General features: G+C 73.6%; 4 protein-coding genes. All 4 read left to right on the top strand.

What is annotated here, in order from left to right; translation table 11 throughout:
• The first annotated feature begins 139 nt into the window (after positions 1–139).
• Positions 140–1,081, top strand: coding sequence for a hypothetical protein (locus tag E4099_RS30830; protein WP_135342397.1), 942 nt, complete (start codon positions 140–142; stop codon positions 1,079–1,081).
• A gap of 168 nt (positions 1,082–1,249) precedes the next feature.
• Positions 1,250–2,230, top strand: a complete 981-nt coding sequence (locus E4099_RS30825) for an ATP-grasp domain-containing protein (RefSeq protein WP_245245327.1) — start codon at positions 1,250–1,252, stop codon at positions 2,228–2,230.
• Between the two features lie 227 nt (positions 2,231–2,457).
• Complete coding sequence (locus E4099_RS30820; RefSeq protein WP_135342396.1) at positions 2,458–2,673, top strand: hypothetical protein; 216 nt, start codon at positions 2,458–2,460, stop codon at positions 2,671–2,673.
• A gap of 211 nt (positions 2,674–2,884) precedes the next feature.
• The coding region (locus tag E4099_RS30815) for a PadR family transcriptional regulator (protein WP_135342395.1) at positions 2,885–3,062 on the top strand (178 nt) is incomplete at its 3' end.

Below are 3,062 nucleotides of genomic sequence, written 5' to 3'. Positions count from 1 at the left end.
GGGCATCGCGGGGCCCGGGCCGTGGGCGGGCGTGCGGGCGTACCACCAGGAGCCCCAATGCGCCGCGCCCGCCCCGCATGGAACGCCGGCACCGCACGCACAATCCCTTCCAGCAGCACCCTTGAGGAGGGCGCCCATCATGACCACCACCGTCCACACCGCCATCGTTCGGACCAGGGACCTGGTGCGCGGGCCGCTGGCGCTGGCCGAGCAGCCGGCCTGGGAGCACACGGCGATCACCTTCCAGCACCAGCTCAAGGCCATGCCCATCACCGACACCGCCATCGACCTGGCCATCCGTCTCGGCAGCCCGGCCCGCGCCGCCAACTGCCTGCGGCCCGCCCTCCAGCACGTGGAGGCCCTGGTCTACCGCGGCGACCTCAGCTTCGAGGACCACCAGCGCCACGGCACCGCCGCCGACACCACCTGGCGGCAGGGCATCGACGCCATCCTCGGGGCCTACCGGCTCGCCGACGACTCCGCGCTGGCCGGGGAACTCGACACCCTGGCCGACTACTTCGAGCTGGAGACCCGCATCGCCGGCGGCCTGGAACCCCTCACCCCCGATCTCCTCCACGCCACCTGCTACCAGCGCTCCTCCCACATCCGCTTCCTGGTACGCCTGGCCCACCACCTCGCCGATCTGCCCCTCCACGAGGAGTTCCTGCGCCTGGCCGGTCATGTCTTCGCCCGGGACGAGATCACCGCCGACTGCGTCACCTACGCGTCCGACCTGGCGGAGGGCTCCTTCAACACCCTGCGCCTCCAGGCCGTCCTGCACGGGCCGCGGGGCGCCGCCGAGGCCCAACGCGCGCTGTACGCCCGGGTCCTCGGCGACTTGGACGCCGAGCTGGCCCAGGCGGACCGCCCCACCCTGGCGCTCTTCGGCAACGCCTTCCTGCCCCGGCTCACCCGGCCCAGGCGGCACCGCCACGATCCCGACCCCCGCCCCCGCGCGTACTACCGGGCCATGCCGCCGGCCATGCTGCGCCGCCACATCCGCGAGCAGGTCCGCCGCAGCAAACGCCTGGCGCCGGTGCCCGTACCGCAGGCTCAGCACGAGCCGTCGGCGGAGGGGTGACCGCGCCCCCTCCGGCGTCCTGCGGGTGACCGTCGGCCATCGACCCTGCGGGGAGGCGCCGCTGAAGAGGTCCGCCCGCCTGCCCACCCTCCGTGACACCCGGATCACGGAGCTGCGAGACTGGCCGGGTCGACGGCCCGCTGGGCCGTGAAGAGGTGAGGAGCCGAAGTGGTCACCCAGCACCCCGCTCAGCCGGCGGTCCCGGCACCCGCCGAGGTGTGGATGCTGGTGCGGCAGCGGCCGACGGAACTGCGCCGGTCCACGCGCGAACTGGCGGACGCGCTGGCCGAGGCGTACGGCCCCCGGTTCGCGGTGTGGCACAGCGACGAGCTGCTCTTCGGCGTGCGGGGCGGGCGGTTGGTGCTGCGTACGCTGGGCGGCCTGGACCTGGCCGCTCCTGCGGTGGTGTGCGTACGCCAGGTGCCCGGCTTCATGCACGTCGACCGCGAGGTGACGCTGATGCGGCATCTGGAGGCCATGGGCAGCATCCTCGTCAACGCGGTGGACGCCCAGTTCAAGGCCCGTAACAAGCTCTGGCAGGCGCAGGAACTCGCCCTGGCCGGGGTGCCGGTGCCCGACACCGTCTCCTACGCCACCGCCCCGATGGAGGGCGTCGTCCACAGCACCGACACGGCCCCGCCGTGCGTGGTGAAGTCCGTCGTCGGCACCAAGGGCGGGCAGGTCTTCCTCGCCCCGGACGCGGACATGCTCCGCGGGGTGGCCGGCAGCCTCACGCAGGAGGCGCCGTTCCTGTTCCAGGAGTACGTGGCCCACTCGCACGGCCGGACCCTGCGCGTGGTCGTGGTGGACGGCGAACCGGTGGACGCCGTACTGCACTCCTCCCGCAACGGCGCCCTCGCCGCCAACATCGCCAAGGGCAGCGCCGCCAACCGGTGCCCGGGGCGCCATCCGCGGGCGGAGGAGTTGGCGGTGCGCGCGGCCCGCGCCCTGGGCCTGGACATAGCGGGGGTGGACCTGCTGTTCGCAGGCGAGGACGGGTACACCGTCTGCGAGGTGAACGCGGTGCCGGGCTGGCGCCCGGAGATGACCGGGGTCGTCCCCGCCATCACCGCCTGCGTCGCCGATCGCCTGGCCGCCCGCGGTCGCCCCTTGGCGCCGGCGGCCGAGGGCCGGCTCGCGCGGGACTGAGTCCGGGCGCGCTGACGCCCCGATCCGGACCCCGGCCCCCGGCCCTCCGCCACCCGGGGGCATCGGCGCGGGTCAGCGACGCGCGCCAGGGAGTGGCAGGGGAGGATGCCTCACCCATTCGGCCTACTCAGGGTGCCCACGGGCGCACGGCGGACAACGGTGGAAGGCGGGGTGACCGTACCTCTCCCGGCCACCCCGCACGCCTACCCACCGCACGGAAGGCCCCGATGATGGGCGACTTCATGCAGCACCTGGACCAGGACAAGCGTCAGTGGCTCGAGGAGCGGGGTGACGACATCACCGAGATGGCCGAGCGGGGGTTCGAGATGGCCAAGAGGGAACACCCCGGGCAGTCCGACAGGGACCTGGCCAACAAGGCGGTGCGCGACCTCCAGCGGAAGACCTACGGGGTGGGGGACGAGGGCACGAAGCACAGCTGGTAGGCCGGTCGGCCGGCGGGGCACCGGCTGAGGGCCGCGCGCGGCCGGCCGTCCCCCGGGCCGGCTGAGGGGCTCCGCGCGGTCGGCCGCCCCCCGGGCCGACTCAAGGGCGCCGCGCGCTCAGCCCTCCCCGGGCCGACTCGAGCGCACGGCCGATCGCCGCCCCCCGCGCAGCTATACATCAGGTGTATACACCTGATGTATAGTCGCTCGCATGTCCATCAGCCACACCCTGCTCGGACTCCTGGAAGCCGGCCCGCGGCACGGCTACGACCTCAAGCGGGCCTTCGACGAACGCTTCGGCCACGACCGCCCGCTGCACTACGGACAGGTCTACTCGACCATGTCCCGGCTGCTGAAGAACGGCCTGGTCGAGGTCGACGGCATCGAGC

This window comes from Streptomyces palmae, assembly GCF_004684805.1.
Lineage (GTDB): Bacteria > Actinomycetota > Actinomycetes > Streptomycetales > Streptomycetaceae > Streptomyces > Streptomyces palmae.
The sequence above is the reverse complement of the archived record's forward strand: the minus strand, read 5'-3'. Positions and strand labels throughout refer to the sequence as shown.